The organism is Candidatus Poriferisocius sp., assembly GCF_965208475.1.
Taxonomy (GTDB): Bacteria; Actinomycetota; Acidimicrobiia; order Acidimicrobiales; family Bin134; genus Poriferisocius.
Map to the genome: position 1 here is coordinate 3613694 of NZ_OZ242338.1, position 20878 is coordinate 3634571.

At 67.0% G+C, this 20878-nt stretch carries 20 protein-coding genes; 18 read left to right on the top strand and 2 right to left on the bottom strand.

Annotation, left to right across the window (positions count from 1 at the left end):
• Positions 1-13: 13 nt before the first annotated feature.
• The 12 genes from folE (at position 14) to lysS (ending at position 11827) form a co-directional block, all read left to right on the top strand.
• Positions 14-598 carry a GTP cyclohydrolase I FolE gene (gene folE / locus ACOGXA_RS16850; protein ID WP_419925007.1) on the top strand — a complete coding sequence of 195 codons (585 nt, stop codon included), beginning with the start codon at positions 14-16 and terminating at the stop codon, positions 596-598.
• Between the two features lie 59 nt (positions 599-657).
• A complete protein-coding gene (folP, locus tag ACOGXA_RS16855; protein WP_419925008.1) occupies positions 658-1500 on the top strand; it encodes a dihydropteroate synthase in 843 nt (280 codons plus the stop codon).
• Positions 1497-2054 (top strand): hypothetical protein, encoded by a 558-nt coding sequence (locus tag ACOGXA_RS16860; RefSeq protein WP_419925009.1) that lies wholly within the window; start codon positions 1497-1499, stop codon positions 2052-2054. The genes folP and ACOGXA_RS16860 overlap by 4 nt, the downstream gene beginning before the upstream one ends.
• A complete protein-coding gene (gene folB, locus ACOGXA_RS16865) occupies positions 2047-2415 on the top strand; it encodes a dihydroneopterin aldolase (RefSeq protein ID WP_419925010.1) in 369 nt (122 codons plus the stop codon). The genes ACOGXA_RS16860 and folB overlap by 8 nt, the downstream gene beginning before the upstream one ends.
• Entirely contained in the window at positions 2412-2882 is a 471-nt protein-coding gene (gene folK / locus ACOGXA_RS16870; RefSeq protein ID WP_419925011.1) for a 2-amino-4-hydroxy-6-hydroxymethyldihydropteridine diphosphokinase, read from the top strand. Before folB ends, folK begins: the two co-directional genes overlap by 4 nt.
• Positions 2882-3754 carry a pantoate--beta-alanine ligase gene (panC, locus tag ACOGXA_RS16875; protein ID WP_419925012.1) on the top strand — a complete coding sequence of 291 codons (873 nt, stop codon included), beginning with the start codon at positions 2882-2884 and terminating at the stop codon, positions 3752-3754. The genes folK and panC overlap by 1 nt, the downstream gene beginning before the upstream one ends.
• Complete coding sequence (nadC, locus tag ACOGXA_RS16880) at positions 3741-4589, top strand: carboxylating nicotinate-nucleotide diphosphorylase (protein ID WP_419925013.1); 849 nt, start codon at positions 3741-3743, stop codon at positions 4587-4589. The genes panC and nadC overlap by 14 nt, the downstream gene beginning before the upstream one ends.
• A gap of 40 nt (positions 4590-4629) precedes the next feature.
• A complete protein-coding gene (locus tag ACOGXA_RS16885; protein ID WP_419925014.1) occupies positions 4630-7422 on the top strand; it encodes a DUF1156 domain-containing protein in 2793 nt (930 codons plus the stop codon).
• 306 nt (positions 7423-7728) lie between these two features.
• On the top strand, positions 7729-8043 hold the full coding sequence (locus ACOGXA_RS16890) for a hypothetical protein (protein WP_419925015.1): 315 nt from the start codon (positions 7729-7731) through the stop codon (positions 8041-8043).
• Between the two features lie 170 nt (positions 8044-8213).
• Positions 8214-9440: a DUF222 domain-containing protein gene (locus tag ACOGXA_RS16895; protein ID WP_419925016.1), complete on the top strand. Its 1227-nt coding sequence runs from the start codon at positions 8214-8216 to the stop codon at positions 9438-9440.
• A 173-nt stretch (positions 9441-9613) separates the two neighbouring features.
• Entirely contained in the window at positions 9614-10408 is a 795-nt protein-coding gene (locus ACOGXA_RS16900) for a type III pantothenate kinase (protein WP_419925017.1), read from the top strand.
• A 9-nt stretch (positions 10409-10417) separates the two neighbouring features.
• Positions 10418-11827, top strand: coding sequence for a lysine--tRNA ligase (gene lysS, locus ACOGXA_RS16905; RefSeq protein ID WP_419925018.1), 1410 nt, complete (start codon positions 10418-10420; stop codon positions 11825-11827).
• Between the two features lie 6 nt (positions 11828-11833).
• Here lysS and ACOGXA_RS16910 read toward each other — a convergent pair whose 3' ends face one another.
• Positions 11834-12829 (bottom strand): polyprenyl synthetase family protein, encoded by a 996-nt coding sequence (locus tag ACOGXA_RS16910; RefSeq protein WP_419925019.1) that lies wholly within the window; start codon positions 12827-12829, stop codon positions 11834-11836.
• Positions 12830-12985: 156 nt separating this feature from the next.
• Here ACOGXA_RS16910 and ACOGXA_RS16915 point away from each other — a divergent pair, with 156 nt between their 5' ends.
• Positions 12986-15502 (top strand): ATP-dependent Clp protease ATP-binding subunit, encoded by a 2517-nt coding sequence (locus ACOGXA_RS16915; RefSeq protein WP_419925020.1) that lies wholly within the window; start codon positions 12986-12988, stop codon positions 15500-15502.
• Positions 15503-15587: 85 nt separating this feature from the next.
• Positions 15588-16979, top strand: coding sequence for an HAD family hydrolase (locus tag ACOGXA_RS16920; protein ID WP_419925021.1), 1392 nt, complete (start codon positions 15588-15590; stop codon positions 16977-16979).
• A gap of 21 nt (positions 16980-17000) precedes the next feature.
• Here the strand turns inward: ACOGXA_RS16920 and hemB are convergent, their stop codons facing one another.
• On the bottom strand, positions 17001-17987 hold the full coding sequence (gene hemB, locus ACOGXA_RS16925) for a porphobilinogen synthase (RefSeq protein WP_419925022.1): 987 nt from the start codon (positions 17985-17987) through the stop codon (positions 17001-17003).
• 58 nt (positions 17988-18045) lie between these two features.
• Between hemB and ACOGXA_RS16930 the strand changes: the two genes are divergently transcribed.
• From ACOGXA_RS16930 to rlmB, 4 genes are all read left to right on the top strand, one after another.
• Entirely contained in the window at positions 18046-18696 is a 651-nt protein-coding gene (locus ACOGXA_RS16930; RefSeq protein WP_419925023.1) for a dienelactone hydrolase family protein, read from the top strand.
• Between the two features lie 75 nt (positions 18697-18771).
• The gene (ispD, locus tag ACOGXA_RS16935; protein ID WP_419925024.1) at positions 18772-19410 is read left to right on the top strand and encodes a 2-C-methyl-D-erythritol 4-phosphate cytidylyltransferase; all 639 of its coding nucleotides are present in this window, start codon (positions 18772-18774) and stop codon (positions 19408-19410) included.
• The gene (gene ispF / locus ACOGXA_RS16940; RefSeq protein ID WP_419925025.1) at positions 19407-19889 is read left to right on the top strand and encodes a 2-C-methyl-D-erythritol 2,4-cyclodiphosphate synthase; all 483 of its coding nucleotides are present in this window, start codon (positions 19407-19409) and stop codon (positions 19887-19889) included. The genes ispD and ispF overlap by 4 nt, the downstream gene beginning before the upstream one ends.
• On the top strand, positions 19886-20791 hold the full coding sequence (gene rlmB, locus ACOGXA_RS16945) for a 23S rRNA (guanosine(2251)-2'-O)-methyltransferase RlmB (protein WP_419925026.1): 906 nt from the start codon (positions 19886-19888) through the stop codon (positions 20789-20791). Before ispF ends, rlmB begins: the two co-directional genes overlap by 4 nt.
• Positions 20792-20878 lie beyond the last annotated feature (87 nt).

Consider the following 20878-nt stretch of genomic DNA (forward strand, 5'->3'; position numbering starts at 1 on the left):
ACCGTCGGGGCCGATGGGTGGCAAGAGCAAAGGCACAGTCGACCAGTCTCGGATCGAGGCCGCGGTGCGGGAGATCCTGGTCGCCATCGGCGAGGATCCCGACCGCGACGGCCTGTTGGACACGCCGGGGCGGGTGGCTCGGATGTACGCCAAGATCTGCGAGGGGCTGCACGAAGACCCCGCCTCCCATCTGACCCGCCAGTTCGAGGCCGATCACGACGAGATGATCCTGGTGCGGGACATCCCGCTGTACTCGCTGTGCGAGCACCACCTGATCCCGTTTCTGGGCAAAGCCCATGTGGGCTACATCCCCAACAAGGACGGCTGTATCACCGGGCTGTCCAAGCTGGCCCGGGTGGTGGAGGGCTATGCCCGGATGCCCCAAGTACAGGAGCGGCTCACCACCCAGATTGCCGACGCCATCGAGACCGCCCTCAACCCGCGAGGCGTTTTGGTGGTGGTGGAGGCCGAGCACCTGTGCATGTCGATGAGGGGCATCCGCAAGCCGGGGGCCAACACCGTCACCTCCGCGGTACGGGGCCTGTTCCGGACTGATATCGCCACCCGAGCCGAGGCGATGAGGTTTATCGACCGATAAAACCCCCCAACGGGGTGTAGGCATAGGAGGGTTTCGGGGCACAGGGGTACTCTGAGGTGGTGGAGTCTCAGGCAGCAGGGCCGATGGTCATGGGGATTGTCAACGTGACTCCCGACTCCTTTTCCGACGGGGCCCAGTTCTCGACGCCTGAAGCCGCGGTGGCCCGAGGGCGCCAGTTGTTCGACGAGGGGGCCGCGGTGGTGGATGTGGGCGGGGAGTCCACCCGTCCTGGCGCCGAGCCGGTGCCGGCAGGAGAAGAGCTGGCCCGGGTGGTAGACGTAGTGGCCGGCTTGGCCCAACACGGACGGGTCTCCATCGACACCACCAAGCCCGAGGTGGCCCGGGCCGCGGTGGCGGCCGGGGCCGGCATCCTCAACGATGTCTCGGCGTCGTTGCACGAGCTTGCCGCTGAGCTGAATGTGACATGGATCGCCGTCCACCGCCAGGGCACCCCGGCCACCATGCAGGTCGACCCCCGCTACTCCGATGTCGTCGCCGAGGTGGGCGGCCATTTGGCCGCGGCCGTGGAGCGAGGACTGGCTGCTGGAGTACCCGAGGTGTGGGTTGATCCGGGCATCGGCTTCGGCAAGACCACAGGCCACAACCTGGAGCTGCTGGCCAACTTGCGCCAGCTCACCGCGAAAGGAGCACCAGTAGTGGTGGGGGCCAGCCGCAAGCGCTTCATCGGCGAGATCCATGCCCGCAGCGACGCGGGGGTTCGCCCAGGCGGAGGAGGTGTTCCCGCCCGCGACGATGGCCGAACCCAGGATGAAGCGCCGGTGGATGATCGGATCGAGGGATCGCTGGCCGCCGCGGTCTGGGCTTTCGCCCAGGGAGCGTCGGTGGTTCGGGTCCACGACGTGGCCGCCACCGTCGGGGCAATGAAGGTGGCGGTGGCGTGAAGGGCAAGTGGGCGGCGGGCATTCGTCCCCGGAACTTCTGCTGGATCATGAAGGACCGCCTCGCGATCTGCGAGCGCCCGGGCGGTCGGGGGGAGAGCCACCGCCGAGTTCGGCGCACCGAGGAGATCAACTGGATTCGCCAGCAGGGTTTCTCCCGGGTTGTGTCGTTGATGCCGTCTACTCACAACCTCCACAACTACAGCGAGCAGAACATCGCGTGGAGCCACTGGCCCATCGCCGACAACGAGGACTACCGGGCCCGGCTCGGACCGCTCTTCGCAGAGTTGCAGTCATTGCTGGTCAGCGGGGAGAAGCTGCTGGTTCACCGCCGTGCTCTGGACGACGTGGTGTGCGGGTTCGTGGCCGGATACCTGCTGTGGAACGGGATGGTTCCCAGCGAGTCGCAGGCTGTGGTGGTGGTAGAGAAGATGACCGAGCGCCCGGTCGGCGCCGTGGGCCGCCGCATCGTCAACTCAGCAGCCGCCCTCCCCGGCCCGGAGGACCGTCTCTTGGCTGTAATCGAGCAAGAGCAGGAATCAGCCGGGGATGACTGAGGATTGCCTGCGTTTGAGGGGCTTGAGGGTGATGGCTCTGTGCGGTGCGCTGGCCGAGGAGAGGGTCCGGGCCCAGCCGTTCGAGTTGGACGTGGACATAGGCGCTGATCTGGGGCCATCAGGTCGAACCGACGACTTGGACGACACCATCGATTACGGAGAGGTGTGCGCGGCGGTGTGCGCGGCGGCGGAAGGCGGGCAGTTCACCCTCATGGAAGCCATGGCCCAAACGGTGGCCGAGGTGTGCCTGAACGCCGACCAGCGGGCGCAGTGGGTTGCCGTCGAGGTCCGAAAACTTCGGCCCCCGGTGCCCCATCACTTGTCGGCCAGCGGGGTGCGTATTTTGCGGCATCGCCCATGACCCGGGCCTTCTTGGGATTGGGGTCGAACATGGGCGACCGGCTGGGTTATCTCAAAGATGCGGTGGCGGCCATTCCTGAGTGCGTAGCCGTATCGGGGGTGTATGAGACCGATCCGGTGGGCGGTCCCGACCAGGGCCTGTACCTGAATGCGGTGGTCGAGTTGGACACTGGCCGGTCGGCCCGAGGTCTCTTGGAGCTGTGCCGCATGCTGGAAGCGCTGGCCGAGCGGGTGCGGGAGGTGCGCTGGGGCCCTCGGACGCTGGATGTCGATGTTCTATGGGTGGACGGCGAGCAAGTGGACGAGCCCGATCTGGTAGTGCCCCATCCCCGCATGTTGGAGCGGGCGTTTGTGATGATGCCCCTCGGGGAGCTGGCCCCCGACCTGGCTGAGGGCTGGGCCGACCCCGAAACCGGCGGGTGCCGCCGCTGGGGCGATTGGGACGAGCTCACCGGTGGGGCTTGTTGATGAGCACCGTCGCCGGTGTCGCAGTGGTCGAGCGGGTAGCCGATCTGCGGGTCGCAGTGGACGCAGTACGACGACAAGGCGGCTCTGTGGGCTTGGTGCCCACCATGGGCTATCTCCACGAGGGGCACCAGTCGCTGGTGGCCCGCTCGGCGGCCGACAACGACCTGACCGTGGTGAGCATCTTCGTGAACCCGCTTCAGTTCGCCGAGGACGAGGACTACGGAACCTACCCCCGCAACTTGGACCGGGACATGGAGATGTGCGCGGCGGCGGGGGCGGGGCTGGTGTTCGCCCCCTTGACCGAGGAGATGTACCCGCAAGCCCCGATCACCTCGGTTGCGGTCAAGGGGCTCAACGCGGTGCTGGAAGGACTCGCTCGCCCCACCCACTTCGACGGGGTCGCCACCGTGGTGGCCAAGCTGTTCTCGATGCTGGGGCCGGGCCGGGCCTATTTCGGGGAGAAGGACTACCAGCAGCTGGTGGTGATCCGGCGGATGGCCGCCGACCTGTCTTTGCCGGTGGAGGTGGTGGGGTGCCCCACCTTCCGGGTGCCCGATGGCCTGGCCATGTCTAGCCGGAACGTGTATTTGTCTGCCGACGAGCGGCCGGCCGCCACTGTGCTTTGGCGGTCATTGCAGGCCGGGCGGGATGCGGTGGCCGAGGGCAGCCGGGACCCCGACGAGGTGGAGGCGCTCATGGCCGCGGTGCTGGCCGCCGAGCCCAAGGCATCCCCCGACTACGCCGCGGCGGTAGACGCGGCCACGCTGGCTCGCCCCGATGAGCTAGCCGGCGAGGTGCGCCTGCTGGTGGCCGCCAGAGTGGGCCAGGCCCGCCTGATCGACAATCTGGGAGTGGACTGTGACCGGCTTTGATCCTCCTCCTGAAGAGGTGCAGGCCGCGGTAGAGATGGCCTTGGCCGAGGATGTGGGGCCACTTGGCGATGTCACTTCTTCGCTTCTTCCCCCGTCCATCATGACCGCGGCGATCGTGGCCCGTTCGCCAGGTTGCTTGGCCGGACGGGCTTGCGCAGTCGAGGTGTTTCGCCAGGTTGACCCGTCAATCGCCCATCGGTGGAAGGCTGCCGATGGCGACCGGGTGAGGCCCGGCCAGACGTTGGCCCAAGTTGTCGGGCCTCGCCACTCCGTGCTGACCGCCGAGCGCACCGCGCTGAACTTCTTGAGCCACTTGTCGGGGATTGCCACCGAGGTGTCCCGGTATGTTGCAGCCGCGGAGTCGGCCGGCGCCGGCCGAGCCCGCATCCGGGATACCCGCAAGACCACCCCTGGCTTGCGGGTGCTGGAAAAGGCCGCAGTGCGCGCCGGCGGCGGCGACAACCACCGGTTTGGCCTGTCCGACTGGGTCATGTTCAAAGACAACCATCTGGCTGGAATCACCATCGCCGACGGGGTGGCGGCTGCCCGCCAGCGATGGCCCGACCGGGCCGTATATGTGGAATGCGATCAGATCGAACAAGTCGACGAGGCCTTGGCTGCGGGCGCCGATGCCCTGCTGTTGGACAACATGGCCCCCGAAGCGGTTCGGGCCTGTGTGAACCGAGCTGCCGGTCACGACTGCCTGCTAGAGGTGAGCGGCGGCATCACCTTGGAGACGGTGGCTGAATATGCGGCCACCGGTGTGGATTTCATCTCGGTAGGCCGCCTCACCAATTCGGCGCCAGCCCTGGACATCGCCCTAGACGCAGCCTGAGCCTCGCGCGATTGTGCGCTAGGGGTAGTGTCCGCTCTTGGTGGCTGAGCAGGTATTCGCGCAGAAGTTGATCGAGGTGGCGTTGCCGTTGGATGCCATCAATGCGGCGTCGGCTCGGGAGAAGTCGATTCGCCATGGGCATCCCTCGACTTTGCATCTGTGGTGGGCCCGACGACCGTTGGCGGCGTGTCGGGCGGTGCTGTTCGCTTCTCTGGTGGACGATCCGTCGTCGCGGCCTGATCGGTTTCCCACCTCGGGGGCTCAGGATGCGGAGCGGGAGCGGCTGTTCGGGCTGATCGAGGAGTTGGTGCTGTGGGAGAACAGCAACGACCCGGAGGTGCTGGCCAAGGCTCGGGCGGAGATCGCCGCGTGCTGCGGGGGGGGGGGGGTATCCCTGCCTGCGGTGTTGGATCCGTTCGCCGGCGGGGGCAGCATCCCGTTGGAGGCGCAGCGGCTGGGGTTGGAGGCCCACGCATCGGATTTGAATCCGGTGGCTGTGCTGATCAACAAGGCGCTGATCGAGATACCGCCCCGGTTCGCCGGGTACGCGCCGGTCAATCCCGGGGCTCAGGCGGCGGCCGGGTTGGGGTCGTGGTCGGGCGCGCAGGGCCTGGCCGCCGATGTGCGCCACTACGGACAATGGATGCGCGGCCGGGCCGAGGCCCGCATCGGCCGCCTCTACCCCGAGATCGACCTGCCTGCCGAGCACGGAGGAGGGCCGGCGCCTGTTGTCGCCTGGATCTGGACCCGAACCGCCCGCTGTCCCAACCCGGTGTGTGGTGGGGAGGCGCCGTTGGCGTCGTCGTGGTGGCTGTCGAAGAAGAAGGGACGTGAGGCGTGGGTGAACCCGATGGTCGACGAGGCGGCCCGGGCAATCCACTACGAGATCGGCACAGGCCCGGGCGGGCCGCCGGAGGCGCCCAAGCAGGGCCGGGCCCAGTTCCGCTGCGTGTTCTGCGCCGCGGCTATCCCCACCGGCCATGTCAAGACCGAAGCCCGAACCACCGGGCTCGGCGCCCGGCTGATGGCCATCGTCGCCCAGGGCGACCGCCAACGCCACTACCTGGCGCCTGCTCCCGAGCACGAACACCCAGCACTCCACATCCCGCCACCCCCTGACCCACCTAGCGGTGCAATTGCAAATGACCCCCGAGCCATCACGGTGACGAACTGGGGCATGTCGGAGTGGGCCGACCTATTCACCAACCGCCAACTCAACGCCCTGACCGCGTTCAGCGACCTAGTTGCCGAAGCCCGCGATCAAGCACTGGCCGATGCGCTGGCTGCCGGTCTGCGCGACGACCCGACCCCGCTGCGCGACGGCGGTGCCGGCGCGACCGCCTACGCCGAAGCCGTATCGGTTTATCTGGCGTTCGGCGTGTCCAAACTGGCTGACCGCGGTTCAGCCATGTGTACTTGGGACAATTCGTATACGAAGGTTCGAACTACGTTCGCGCGGCAGGCGATTCCTATGAATTGGGACTTTGCTGAGGCGAACCCTTTCTCTGACTCAACGGGGAATTGGTCGGCGATGGTCGACTTTGTTCTCAAGGCCTTGCGGGAGACGCCTGCTACTGGTTCAGGAATAGTCCGACAGCGCGATGCCGCCGCGCCGGGGCCTTCGCCGGTGGTGGTGTCGTGCGATCCGCCGTATTACGACAATATCGGCTATGCGGATTTGTCGGATTTCTTCTACGTGTGGCTGCGCCAGAGTCTGGGCGGGGTTTTCCCCGATGTGTGCTCGACGCTGCTGGCACCGAAGGCGCAAGAGCTGATCGCCGCGCCGTACCGCCACAGCGGCGACAAGAAGCAGGCGGAGGGATTCTTCGAGGACGGTTTGGGGCAGGTGTTCGCCCGTTTCCGCGAGGTCCAGGATCCCCGGTTTCCGATGTCGGTGTTCTACGCGTTCAAACAGGCCGAGACGACCGGCGAAGGGGCTGTGGTCTCCACCGGGTGGGAGACCTTCTTGGAGGGGCTGGTCGGCGAGGGGTTGCAGATCACCGGCACTTGGCCCATGCGCACCGAGCTGGCCAACCGGATGCGCTCTCAAGCCAGCAACGCGCTGGCGTCGTCGATCGTGCTGGTGTGCCGGCCTCGGCCCGATGATGCGCCCCTTGCATCGCGCCGGGAGTTCTTGGACCGGCTCGCCGCCGAGCTGCCCGACGCTTTGGCCCGCCTGCGGGAGGCCAATATCGCGCCGGTGGATCTGGCCCAGGCCGCCATCGGCCCGGGCATGGCCGTGTACTCCCGGTACTCGAGAGTGGTCGAGGCCGACGGCACCCGGATGGGAGTGCGGGCCGCGCTGGTCGCCATCAACTCCGTTCTCGACGAAACGCTCGAGAGCGCGGAGGCCGACTTGGATGCCGACACCCGCTGGGCGCTCACCTGGTTTGCCCAGCACGGCTTCGATCCCGGCGACTACGGGCAGGCCGAGCAGCTCTCCAAATCCCGCAACACCTCCGTCGAAGGTCTCGTCGCCGCAGGCATAGCCTCCTCCCACGCCGGCAGAGTCCGCCTTGTCGACCGCCGAGAGCTCGACGAGAACTGGGATCCCGTAGCCGACGACCGCCTCACCGTGTGGGAGGCGGTCAACCACTTGGCCCGCCAACTCGAAACCGGCGGCGAGCAACCCGCCGCCGCTCTCCTGCGCCAACTCGGCGGCCTCGCCGAACCCGCCCGCCAACTCGCCTATAGCCTCCACCACACCTCAGAGCGCAACAACTGGGCTGCCGACGCCCTCGCCTACAACAGCCTCATCCAAGCCTGGCCCGAACTCACCCGCCTCGCCCACAAACCCCCCGAAGGCCAGGCCGAACTCGGCCTCACCCCGTAGGTATCCAGCAGGCAGAGCTTCGGCCACAGCTTGGAATTGTGATGACTCGAAGTGCCAGCGCGGCAACCTGTCACTGGTAGGTGGACAATTGGCAGATAAGGGCGTTGGGTGTCCACCCTGCGGGCCGAGGCACAGCAAGAGGAGTAGTCAAGGTTGGAACGAAACCCCAAATGCAATTGCCCTCAGGAGGGGCCGCTGGCCGTGCCCGAAGGTGGGCATGAAGTCGGCTGCCCTGCACTGCGCGCGGGCTGGAAAAAGGGGGAGCGGCTGCGGTACTGGGTTGGAGGAATGGTGCCCTTTGGCGGTGTGACCCCGTATGAAGGGGATGACTCGCAGCGCCCATTGACTTCGGATGAGCACTATGAGGGGCTATTGGGGTCTTCGGGTCCCTCCGGATTCCCAGGTGACTCGAAGCAGCCCTGGTATCTCCAGTTCCAACAGAAAATCGGCCACGAAGCCGCCAACTACGCCAACATTGGGCGACCGCCCACATGGGGCCACCTTTGCCAGCGTCTTATCACCCTTATCGTCGAAGGAGCAGTCCGGCTTCGCAGGTGGCTGATATGGCTGGCCCCCTTCATCGGCATGGCCTACATCGTCTACGACGTAATTCTCAGATAAACCGCTCTGCCGGGGAGCTCACAGACAGCCTGTCATGTCCAGTCAATGACCTGGTTGCCGCTGTGGCTCTTGTGATTATATGTCATGTTATTGACATATTTGTAAATTAATATTGACTATTGTTTTGTTATTCAGAGTGATGTTGTCACCAGGCTTGGTAGACTACAGGCATGGAGTTTTCCTCTGTTCTCGCCGGGCAAGCCGGTGCTGAGACTGCGGTTGACGGCGGCTGCGGGGCGGCGGTGTGCGTGTCGCGGGTGGATGTGGCCGGGTTGTCGGATGCGGGGTTGCGTGGGCGGTTGGGGGTGTTGGGCGGGGCCGAGTCGCAGTTGGAGGCGTTGAAAGCGCAGACAATGGCCGAGTTGGCTCGCCGTCACGAGACAGTCGGGGCCAAGAAGGTGGCCCGTGAGGTGTTGCGGTCATCTCCCTCCCAGGCCCACCACGATGTGAAGGCCGCTGAGCGGCTGGCCGGACTGGCTGCGACTTCAGAGGCTCTGGCGTCGGGCGAGGTCCCGGCAGATCATGCGCGGCTGATCGCCCGGGCGTCGTCTGAGGGGCCGATTGACGAGCGGGAGCTCGTGGAGGCCGCCAAGACACAGACCTATGACGAGTTGACCAAGACGGTCAAGCGCCAGCAACACGAGTTGTCGGGCGACGGCGGACAGTCGATTCACGACAGGCGCAAGCAGAAGCGCTCAGCCCGCCTGTTCCAAAACGGGGATACGGGCTTGTATGTGCTCAACGCGGAGTTCGACCCGATTGCCGGCAACCACATCGCAGGGGTGCTCGCCGACAAAGAGCGAGAGCTGTGGCGCGCAGAGGACTCCAGAGCTAGGCGTTCACCTCAGCAGCGTGCCGCTGACGCGTTGGCTGAGCTGATCTTGCACCCGGAGAAGGGCAAGGCGGCAGGAATCGCCTTGGTGCTGGTGGCCGACTACGACACGGCCCTCAAGGAACTGGTGAACGCCCGCCTCTCCGACGGAACGCCGCTTCCAGCCAAAGAACTGGTCAAGCTGGCCCATGAGGCCGACATCTTCCCGGCGGTGTTCAACGCCAGGACGCAGGACTTGTGGTTGGGACGGCGCCGCCGTTGCGCCAGCGACGCCCAGAGAATCGCGCTCATGGTGCGCGACAAGGCGTGTGTGGGCTGCGGGGCGGACGCGAACCGCAGTTTCGCCCACCACATCAAGCACTGGAAGAACGGCGGCGCAACCGACTATCCCAACCTGGTCACGGTGTGCAACGACTGCCACCACGATATTCACGAACGACACCATCAAGTGGAGCACGACCGGCGAACCGGCAGGCGCAGCGTGGTGCCGCCGCCCGACGCGTTTCCCGACTCTGGAACTACCACCTGGCAGCCCAAGCAGCTGAATCCCGTGCTCCGCAACTGAGGGCTCGCTTGCACCTCAGCCCGGCGGCTGCGGTGGTCGCCTGGTGGCATCGGCGGCCTCCGCTGCCGATGCTGCTGCCGATGCTTCGCCCTTGGGTTGGGGAGAGTAGAAAATAGGAAGCGCGCATCCGAGAATCGGGCGGGTGCCAGGACAAGCACGAATCAGGAGCCCGCATGCTGCTGGCGCTCGACATTGGCAACACCCAGACCGTGGTCGGCCTGTATGAGGCCGAGCGCGCCGAGGACTGCCAGGCCGACGACGGGCTGATCGAGCACTGGCGGCTGTCCACCGTTCACGAGCGCACCCCCGACGAAGTGGCCGTTTTGCTGCGCAGCCTGCTGGACAGCATCGGCGTGGATATGGAGGGTGAGCTGACCGGGGTGGCGGTTTGCTCGGGAGTGCCCCGCATCCGGGAGAGCGCGCGGATGATGGTGCAGCGCTACCTGGACTTCGAGCCGGTGGTGATCGAACCCGGCACCCGCAGCGGCATACCCATCTTGTACGACAACCCTCGCGAGGTGGGGGCCGACCGGATCGCCAACGCGGTGGCCGCCCACCAGCTCTACGGCGGACCTGCGGTGATTGTGGACTTCGGCACCACCAACAACTTCGACGTGGTGTCCAAAGCCGGAGAGTTCCTGGGCGGGGCCATCGCACCGGGCATAGAGGTCAGCCTGGATGCCATGGTGGGCCGGGCGGCCGCATTGGGCCCGGTGGCGCTCACCGAGCCCCGCACCGTGATCGGCAAGACCACGATGGAGTCCATCCAGTCGGGGGTCATATACGGATTCGTGGCCCAGATCGACGGCATGGTGGCCCGATTCTCCGCCGCGCTGGACAGCGAGATGGTGGTGATCGCCACCGGCGGCCTGGCTCACCTGATCGCCCCGCTGTCGGAGAGCATCCAGCACGTCGAGCCCTATCTGACCCTGCACGGACTGTGGCTGGTCCACAGGCGCAACCGGTAGGGGCAGCCGGTGACGCCCCCTTATAGGTTCGACACCACAGCCACTGCCGCCCAGTGCCACGAACATCACGGTGAAATAGAGCCGGGCGCCGAGACCGGGCAACAGGTGACGGTGGCGGGCCGCATCATGCTCCGGCGGGTGCAGGGACGACTGGCGTTTGCCACTCTCCAAGACGCCACCGGCCGCATCCAGCTTTTCGCTCCCGCCAAGGTCACCCCCGACTACGACGGATTCTGCTCGCTGTCGTTGGGCGACTGGGTGGGGGTGAGCGGCGAGGTGATGAAAACCCGAACCGGGGAGCTGTCGGTGAAGGTGGAGCGGTGGGAGCTGCTGGCCGAGGCCCGGCGGAGCTTTCCCGACAAGTGGCACGGACTGTCTGACCCCGACATCCGATTCCGCCAGCGCTATGTCGACTTGTGGGTGACCGAAGAGGCCCGCCAGACCTTCCTGCTGCGATCCGAGATGATGTCGCTCACCCGCCGGTGGCTGGAAGACCGGGGGTTCATCGAGGTGGAGACTCCGGTGTTCCACCCGGTGCCCGGCGGGGCGTTGGCCCGACCGTTCAGCACCCACCACAACGCGCTGGAAATGGACCTGTTCTTGAGAATCGCCCCCGAGCTGTATCTGAAGCGGCTCGTGGTGGGCGGGTTGGAAAAGGTGTTCGAGATAGCCCGGGTGTTCCGCAACGAGGGCATCTCCACCCGTCACAATCCCGAGTTCACCATGCTGGAGCTGTACTGGGCCTACGCCGACTATGGCGACATCATGGAGCTGGTCGAGCAACTAGTCGCCCAACTGGCCCTGGAACTGAGAGGCACCACCCGTATCAGCTACGGCGGGCGCGATCTGGACTTGACCCCGCCGTGGCCCAGGGCCCGGTTTGTCGACCTGCTGGCCACCCACAGCGGTCTGGAGGTGGGCCTCGACACCCCGCTGGCCGAGTTGCGGTCGCACTGCGCCGACCGGGATATCCCGGTGGAAGATCGCTGGGGGCCGGGCAAGCTGCTGTTGGAGTTGTACGAGAAGACCACCGAGGCGGAGCTGTGGGGACCGGTGTTCGTGTGCGACTACCCCAAAGAGGTGTCGCCGCTGGCCCGAGAGCACCGCGACCAGCCCGGCTGGGTGGAGCGCTTCGAAGCCATAGTGGCCGGCCGGGAGCTGGCCAACGCCTTCAGCGAGCTCACTGATCCCGACGAGCAGCGGGCCCGCTTCGAGGGCCAGGCGGCCGACCGGGACGCGGGCGACGCCGAGGCCATGGCCGTGGACCGCGACTATCTGCGAGCGCTGGAGTTCGGCTTGCCCCCCACCGGCGGCTTGGGGGTGGGAATGGACCGCCTGGCCATGCTTCTGTCCGACGCGTCCAGCATCCGCGACGTGATCCTGTTCCCCACCCTGCGCCCCGAGCCCCCGGAGCGCTAAAGCCTGCTAGCTGTCCCCTAGGGGGATGCGGGCCCGGTCGATCAGATGGGCGGTGGCCACACCGAGGGCCGCGGCTGCCGTGGTGGGGGGCAGCGCCTCCAGGCTGGCCGAGGCCTGCTTGGAGTAGCGGCGGGCCACGTCCAGAGCCTCCTGCACCCCGCCGCTGGCCAGCACCAGTTGCAGGGCCGAGCGGACGGTTGCGTCCGACACCGTCCCGCCCAGCAGATCCCTGAGCTGGGGGCCGTAGGCAGTGCCCAGCGCCCGGATCACCGGCAGCGTGTAGATCCCCTCGTGCAGGTCATTGCCCGAGGGCTTTCCCAAGTGCTCGTCGGTGGCCACGATGTCCAAGATGTCGTCCACCACCTGGAAGGCCAGTCCGTAGTAGCGGCCGAACTCGGTGAGGGTGTCCACCACGGGCCGGTCCAGCCCGGCCACCAGGCCGCCGATGCGACAGGAGGTGGCCAGCAAGGAGGCGGTCTTGCCCTCGATGGAGGCGGTGTAGGAGGTCTCGGTGCGGTCGGGGTTGCCAGTGTCCTGCAACTCTCGCACCTGGCCCTCGCACAGCCTCCCGATGGTGGCGGCCAAAAGACCGGCCACCTCCGTGCCCAGCGAGGCAGCCAGCTCCGAGGCCCGGGCCAGCAGGAAATCCCCGGCCAAAATGGCCCGCAGGTTGCCCCACTTGGCGTTCACGCTGGCCACGTTGCGCCGCACTTGGGCCTCGTCCATCACATCGTCGTGGTACAGCGAGCCCAGATGAACGAGCTCCACGGCCACACCGCCGGTGAGCACATCGTCTTCGACCGGCGCTGGCCGAGTCTGGGCTATGGACGCCGATGCGATCACGAACCCCGGCCGCACCCGCTTCCCCCCGGCCCGGATGAGATGACCGGCTACTTCGGTGAGGAACGGGTGCTCGGTGTGGATCGAATCTTCCAGCCGCAGCTCCAGCCGTTCCAGGTCGCGCCCCATGGTGGGAATCGGATCGAGGGGGCTGCGAACCACGCATCCAGCGTAGTGGTCTGGTCCCTATTTTCTCCCATTCAACCCGATTCGCGGCCTCTTGGGCGGCGATGGGTTGGGGATCGGTTGGGGCTTCGGGGACGAAATTGGGGGGTAGGGGGGTTACACTTCGGAACAAGCCCCTATTGGGAGACTGCCGTGTTCGAGAGATTTACAGATCGGGCCCGCCGGGTCGTTGTATTGGCCCAGGAGGAGGCGCGCCTGCTCCACCACAACTACATCGGCACCGAGCACATCCTGCTCGGCCTGATACACGAGGGCGAGGGGGTGGCCGCCAAGTCTTTGGAATCGCTGGGCATCTCCCTGGAGGCGGTGCGCAACCAGGTGGAGGAGATCATCGGCCAGGGCGGGTCGTCTCCGTCGGGCCACATTCCGTTCACCCCCCGGGCCAAGAAGGTGCTGGAGCTGTCGCTTCGGGAGGCGCTCCAACTCGGGCACAACTACATCGGCACCGAGCACATCCTGCTCGGCCTGATCCGAGAGGGCGAGGGGGTGGCCGCCCAGGTGCTGGTGAAGCTGGGCGCCGATCTGTCGAGGGTGCGCCAGCAGGTCATCCAGCTCCTGTCGGGCTATGGCGGCCCTCAGGGGTCGGGCGCCTCGGAGAAGGCCACCACCTCTCCCGGCGGCAGCGGTGACGGCGGGGCCTCGGGCTCGCTGGTGCTCGACCAGTTCGGCCGCAACCTCACCAAACTGGCCCGAGACAGCGGGCTCGACCCGGTGATCGGCCGGCAGCGGGAGACCGAGCGGGTAATGCAGGTGCTCTCCCGGCGCACCAAGAACAACCCGGTTCTGGTGGGCGAGCCCGGAGTGGGCAAGACCGCCATCGTGGAGGGCCTGGCCCAGAAGATCGCCGCCGACGACGTTCCCGAGACCATTCGCAACAAACAGCTCTACACCCTGGATCTGGGGGCGCTGGTGGCCGGGTCCCGCTACCGGGGCGATTTTGAGGAGCGCCTGAAAAAAGTGCTCAAGGAGATCAAGACCCGGGGCGACATCATCTTGTTCATCGACGAGCTGCACACCCTGGTGGGCGCGGGCGCGGCCGAGGGCGCTATCGACGCCGCTTCCATCCTCAAGCCCATGCTGGCCCGGGGGGAGCTCCAGACAATCGGCGCCACCACCCTCGACGAGTACCGCAAACACCTGGAGAAGGACTCCGCCTTGGAGCGCCGATTCCAGCCGGTCAAGGTGGATGAGCCCACCATTGCCCACACCATCGAGATCTTGAAAGGGCTGAGAGACCGCTACGAGGCCCACCACCGGGTCACCATCACCGACCAGGCTCTGGTGGCTTCGGCCAACCTGGCCGATCGCTACATCTCCGACCGCCACCTGCCCGACAAGGCCATCGACCTCATCGACGAGGCGGGTTCCCGCCTGCGCATCAAGCGCATGGACACCCCGAATGACTACAAGGACTTCGAGAGCCAGCTCTCCCAGGTGGTGGCCCAGAAGAAGGGCGCGGTGGAGCAACAGGACTTCGAAGAGGCCGGACGGCTGCGGGACCAGGAGAAGGAGCTGCTAGCCGGCAAAGAGAAGATGGAGGAGGAGATCCGGGCCAAGGGCGTCGACCTGTTCGACGAGGTGGACGAGGAGGCGGTGGCCGAGGTGCTGTCCATCTGGACTGGAATCCCCGTCTACAAGCTCACTGAGGAGGAGACGGCCAAGCTCCTGCGGATGGAGGACGAGCTGCACAAGCGGGTCGTCGGCCAGGAGGACTCCATCAAGGCGGTGTCGCAGGCCATTCGCCGCACCCGGGCCGGCCTCAAAGATCCCAAGCGGCCCAGCGGGTCGTTCATCTTCCTGGGCCCCTCAGGCGTGGGCAAGACCGAGCTGGCCAAGACACTGGCCGAGTTCCTGTTCGGCGACGAGCAGGCCCTCATTGCCCTGGACATGTCGGAGTACATGGAGAAGCACACAGTCAGCCGGCTGGTGGGCTCACCGCCCGGCTACGTTGGCTACGAGGAAGGCGGGCAGCTCACCGAGGCGGTTCGCCGCAAGCCGTTCTCAGTGGTCTTGTTCGACGAGATCGAGAAGGCCCACCCCGATGTGTTCAACACCCTCCTGCAAATTCTGGAGGAAGGTCGCCTGACCGACAGCCAGGGCCGGTCGGTGGACTTCCGCAACACCGTGCTGATCATGACCTCCAACCTGGGCACCCAGAATCTGCGCAAAGCCAACCTGGGATTCGCCAAGACCGGTGAGGCCATCACCTATGAGCGTATGAAGGAGAAGGTCACCGAGGCGCTCAAGGACCATTTCCGGCCCGAATTCCTGAACCGCATCGACGAGGTCATCGTGTTCCACGAGCTGACCCGCGCAGAGGTGACCCAGATCGTGGACTTGATGATCAAGCGGCTCCAGAACCAGCTCGAGGCCCAGGGCATCGGCTTGGAGCTCACCCAGGAGGCCAAAGTGCTGCTGGCCTTGCGGGGCTACGACCCGACGCTGGGGGCTCGCCCGCTGCGCCGGGCCATCCAGCGCCTGGTGGAGGATCCACTGTCGGAGCGGCTTTTGTGGAAGGAGTTCCGGGCGGGCGAGACCATTCTGGTGGATGCCGAGGACGATCCCGACGAGCCCGGCTCTGAGCGGATCGGCTTTCGGGCGGTCGAGGGCTTCGAACCGCCCCCGGTGGAAGAGTTGGCCGGCGCCTAGTCGAATGCCCGCAGTGGTTCGCAGGGGGGCCGCGAGGCGACGGGCTAGCGTGTGCTCAGCAGCCCGAGGGGGCGCGCTCCTTTTCGTGCTGGTATTGGGGCTGGCCGCCTGCCAGGTCGATATCGAGGTCGGCATCGGCTTCAACGAAGACGGCTCCGGGCTGGTCACGGTGGATGTGGCGCTCGACGAGGAGGCAGTTGCGCTGGCCCCCGACATCACCTCCTTGCTGTTGATCGACGACATTGAGGATCCCGCCTCGGGCTGGTCGTACAACGACCCCCGAATCGACGAGGAGGGCCGCACCAGCTTCTCGGCATCCAAGCCGTTCGGATCGCCCGAGCAGCTCGAGTCGGTGCTGGCCGAGATTTTCGGCGCCGACGATGTGTTCAGGGATTTCACGTTCGAGCGCGCCACCTCCTTTGCGCAAACCGACTATCGGGTGACCGGGGTGGTCGATTTGTCAAAGGGTATGGATCTGTTCACCGATCCGCAGCTCACCGAGCGGCTCGGCGGTGAGCCCCTTGGCCAGCCGATCCCCGATCTGGCCGCCGCGCAGGCGGGGGTAGCTGTGCGTTTGGTCTTGGATCTGCCCGTGGGCGCCGAACAAGAGGAGACCTTGGAACTGGGGCAGGGGGCGGTGGGCATTGAGATGACCGCCCAAGAGGAGAGCGGCACCGCGCTGACCCTTCGATGGGTGGCCTGGGCCGCATTCGCCCTGCTGGGCCTGTCGGTGCTGATTGCCGTAGCCGGCTATCTGCTGGAGCGCCGGAACCGGCGCCGCAGCACAGATCCGACCGTGGCGCAGGAGCCCGTGGTTCGATCCACCAGCTCAGCCGCGGCCCAGCCCCCGGCTCGCCGGCTGCGACTGGTGGTCTTGAACCCGCTCGGGGTGCTGTTCGAGCCGCCCGACGAACCCTCCCGCCTGCTGGCCTCTTTTGCCGCCGAACGCGGCTCGGAAGTGGATGACGAGAGCGTGGAGCAGCTCTATAACCAGGCAGTGCTCGGTCGTGTCACCCCCGCTGAGCTTTGGGTCGGGCTCGGATTGAACGACGACCCCACCGAGCTCTCCGAGCAGTATTTGGACCAGTACACCGTGCGGTCCGGGGCCCGGGACTTCGTAGCCGAGATGGCCCGCCGAGAGCTGCCGGTGGCCTGTATCACCAACGACATCGCCTCGTGGTCGTCTGCATTGCGAGATCGGCTCCAGATCACCGGTGTGGACACCTGGATTGTGAGCAGCGAGGTGGGGGTGTGCATGCCCGCTCCCGGCATCTACGAAGCCCTGCGCCGGACGACGGCGGTTTCCTACGAGAATGCGCTGCTGGTGGATGTGAGGTCCGGGCATCTCGACGCCGCCCATGCCCTGGGGATGTCCACCGCGTTGCTGGCCGATTCCCGGCCCCAGGAAGAAGAGGCCCCCAGCCACGCGGTGGTGACCAGCTTCTCAGACTTCTTCCGGCGCCGTCCCCGCGCCTGAATCCGGTTCCGGGCGGCTTCGCTAGGCGAGTAGTCGGGCGGCGGGCACGGCGAAGTAGGTCAAGATGATGTCGGCGCCGGCTCGACGGATGCCGGTGAGCGTCTCGGCCACGATGGCTCGCTCGTCCAGCCAGCCCGATGCCGCAGCCGCCTTGATCATCAGGTACTCGCCGCTCACCTGGTACGCGGCCACCGGCACCACCGAGGCGTCGGCGAACCGCCTCACCACGTCCAGGTAGGGACCAGCCGGCTTGACCATGACCATGTCGGCGCCCTCGGCGATGTCTAGCTCCAACTCCCTGAGGGCCTCGCGGCTGTTGGCCGGGTCCATCTGGTAGGTCTTCTTGTCGCCGGAGCGGGGGGCCGAGTCGAGTGCTCCCCGGAACGGCCCGAAGAATGCCGACGCGTACTTGGCGGTGTAGGCGCAGATGCCCACCTCGGCATGCCCGTGGTGGTCGAGCATCTCCCGTATGGCCCCCACCCGGCCGTCCATCATGTCGCTGGGGGCCACGATGTCGGCCCCGGCGTCGGCGTGGGTCAGGGCCTGACGGCAAAGAACCTCCACGGTCTCATCGTTCACGATGGTGCCGTCGGGGGCCACGATGCCGTCGTGGCCGTCGCTGTTGTAGGGGTCGAGGGCCACATCGGTCATCACCACCGTGTTGGGATGGGCGTCCTTGATGGCCCCGATGGTCTGGGGGATGAGCCCGTCGGGGTTCCAGGCCTCGTCGCCGGTGGGGGTCTTGAGCTCATCGGGGGCGGCTTCGAACAGCACCACGGCTTGAACTCCGAGATCGGCAGCCCGCCCCACCTCGCCGACCAGGCCGTCGATGCTCCACCGGGTTGTGTCGGGCATCGAGTCGATGGGCTCGTCGGCGCCCTCGTGTACGAACATGGGCAGCACGAGATGGGAGGGGCTCAACTCGGTCTCGCGCACCATGTCCCGGATGGCCGGGGTGCGGCGATTTCGCCTCGGCCGGGCAGTCAGCTCCAAGTGCGGATGGGCCATGGGTCTATGCTCCCATCTCTGCTCCCGTCGCGCACTGCCGATGGGCTAGACAAGAGCCATGAGAATCGAGTTGTCGACGGGTACGCCGGCTGAGCTGGTCCGAGTCGCCGGTGCCGGCCGGGGGCTGGTGCTGATCCCCGATCTCATGGGGTTGCGGCCCCTGTTCGACGACCACGCAGCCCGCCTTGCCGCTGAGCAGGGCTGGACGGTGTGCGCTCCCCAGGTTTTTGCCGGTCGAGAGCACTTGGCCGCCGAAGAGCGGATGGCCGCGGTTTGCGAGTTGGCCGACGGGCAGGTGTTGGCCGACGTCTTGGCCGCCGCCGATGCCACCGAGTGCGAAACGGTTGTGATCACCGGCTTCTGCATGGGTGGCATGTACACCATCAAGGCATCGGCCACCGGGCGGTTCCATCGGGCGGCTGCGTTTTACGGGATGATTCGCCTGCCCGAACACTGGCGGGGACCCGGCCAGGGCGAGCCGCTGGATCTGTTGGCCCAAGGCGACCCGAGCCCGCTCCTGGCCATCATCGGGGCCGAAGACCCGTTTACCCCGCCCGATGATGTGGCCGCCCTGGAGGCGGCCGGGGCGCAGATCGTGTCGTATGAGGGGGCCGACCACGGTTTTGTCCACGATCCCGCCCGCCCCGCCCATCGCCCCGACGATGCAGCCGACGCCTGGGCTCGGGTCATCGAGTTCCTGAGCGCCTAGAGACCGAGATGATTCTCCCTTCGGCTGGTTGGAAGAACTCTGCCGAGTTCCTGAGCGCCTAGAGACCGGGCGGCTATGGCGGAGCGACCCTCGGTGTGGACGGTGGTCGTGGCCGCGGGCTCAGGCACCCGCTTCGGGGGCGCCAAGCAGTATCTGGAACTGGCCGGCTGCCGGGTGGTGGACCGCAGCGTGGCGGTGGCCGCCCAGGTGAGCGATGGGGTGGTGGTGGTGGTTCCTGCCCCCGATGTGAGTTCCGAGGCGGCGAAGCTGAGCGCAGCCGCGGTGGTGGCCGGAGGGCCGAGCCGGGCCGCCTCGGTCCGCAACGGGCTGGCCGCGGTGCCCTTGGACGCGGCCATAATCTGCGTCCACGACGCCGCCCGCCCCCTGGCCGGCGCCGACGTCTATGGGAGGGTCATCAACGAGGTGCAGTCAGGTGCCGCAGGGGCCGTGCCGGTGGTGCCGGTGACCGATACCATCCGCAGAGTGGACGGGGGAGTGGTGGATCGCAGCACGCTGCTAGCTGTGCAGACCCCGCAGGCATTCCGAGGAGAACTGCTGCGGGAGGCCCACGCCCGCGCCGGCGACGCCACCGACGATGCCGGCTTGGTGGAGGCGGCTGGCCATGCCGTCGTTGCGGTGGAGGGCCACTCTCGCAACATCAAGATCACCCGCCCCGACGACCTGGCCGCCGCCGAGGCATGGTTGGCGACATGAACGGCGAGTTTCGAGTAGGACACGGATTCGACACCCACCGGTTCAGCGACGACCCCGAGCGGCCCTTGATCCTGGGCGGGGCCCGGTTTGACGGCGTACCTGGTCTTGTCGGCCACAGCGACGGCGATGCGGTGGCCCATGCAGTGACCGACGCCTTGTTGAGCGCGGCGGGCTTGGGCGACATCGGGGTGCTTTTTCCCGACACCGACGACGCCTGGGCCGGTGCCGACAGCCTCCAGTTGCTGGCCGACGCGGTGTCCCGGTTGGCTACGGAGGGCTGGCGGGCGGTGAATGCCGACTGCACGGTGGTGGCTGAGGCGCCCCGCATCGCCCCCCGTCGTGAAGAGATGGAGGCGCGCCTCAGCGACGTTGTCGGCGCCCCAGTCACGATAAAGGGCAAGCGGGCTGAGGCCATGGGGGCGCTGGGCCGCAGCGAGGGCCTAGCCTGCTGGTCGGTGGCGCTGATCGGGCGCCCATGAGCTCGCGGGGCCCGAACCGGGGGCGAGGGGAGGATCGGGGCAGGGGCGGTAACCAGAGGCGGGGAGGGGCCGGGAACCGAGGCCAGGGTGGAACCAAAGGCAAGGGTCGTCAACCCGGCGACCGCCAAGAGCGCCGCCGTCGTCCTGCTGGCCTCGGTGGCGACCGGGTGGAGGGCCGCCAAGCGGTGCGGGAGCTGCTCTTGGCCGGAGTTCGCCCCACCCATGAGGTGGTGGTCGCCGCCGGTCAGAACCAAGCCGGGATGTTGGCCCAGATCGTGGAGCTGGCCGCCGAGCTTCGGGTGCCGTTGAAAGAGGTGGCTAAAGCCAAGTTCGAGTCGATGGCCGTCACCGAGGCCCCTCAGGGCGTGATGGCTCGGGCCGCGCCTCTGAGGGAGCACGATTTGGAAGAGCTGGCCCGCCCCTCCGATGGCCGGTCCCCATTCCTTTTGGTACTCGACGGGATCACCGATCCGGGCAACGTCGGGGCGGCCTTGCGAACCGCAGAATGCGCCGGGGTCACCGGCGCAGTGCTGGGAAAGCACCGCGCCGCCCACATCACCCCCGCCGCGGCCAAAGCCGCCGCCGGAGCGGTGGAGCACGTGCCCATGGCCTTGGTGCCGGGCATCCCCAACGCCCTGGCCCGCCTGGCCGAGTTGGGGGTGTGGTCGGTAGGGCTCGACGTGGCCGCGCCGACATCGGTGTATGACATGAGCGTGGCCGCCGACGCAGTGGCCCTGGTGGTGGGCAGCGAGGGCCGCGGCCTCTCCCGCCTGGCCCGCCAGCGCTGCGACGTGGTGGCCACCATCCCCCTGTCAGGCAGTCTCAGCTCGCTCAACGCCGCCGCCGCCACCGCTATCGGCTGCTTCGAAATCGCCCGCCACCGCCAGCGTGCCGAAGGCTGAGAGCTGATATTCAGCAGGACCTGGCATCCCGTCCTTGGTTGTGACTGGATACGGCTACCGTTAGGGTTGGACTGCAGTCGGAGTTGG